Below are 259 nucleotides of genomic sequence, written 5' to 3' on the forward strand. Positions count from 1 at the left end.
GACAAAGTGAGAAATAGAGAAATAGAGCGGGGGACAACATTGTTTGGCCCCCATCGTGATGATTTATTGTTTTTTGTCAATAACAGGGATGTACAAACCTTTGGATCCCAAGGCCAGCAGCGGACAACAGCATTATCTGTCAAGCTTGCGGAAATTGAATTAATTCATGCGGAAATCGGCGAATATCCTATCTTGTTATTGGACGATGTGTTATCCGAATTAGATGATTATCGTCAATCCCATTTATTAAATACCATTC

1 pseudogene is annotated in these 259 nt (G+C 39.8%); it reads left to right on the plus strand.

The window, feature by feature from the left end:
- Positions 1-259: pseudogene (locus RYX56_RS23410) on the plus strand (DNA replication/repair protein RecF); the annotation flags it as partial.

Origin of the sequence: Alkalihalophilus lindianensis, assembly GCF_032843265.1 — a bacterium.
In the GTDB taxonomy this organism is placed as follows: domain Bacteria; phylum Bacillota; class Bacilli; order Bacillales; family Bacillaceae_D; genus Alkalihalophilus; species Alkalihalophilus lindianensis.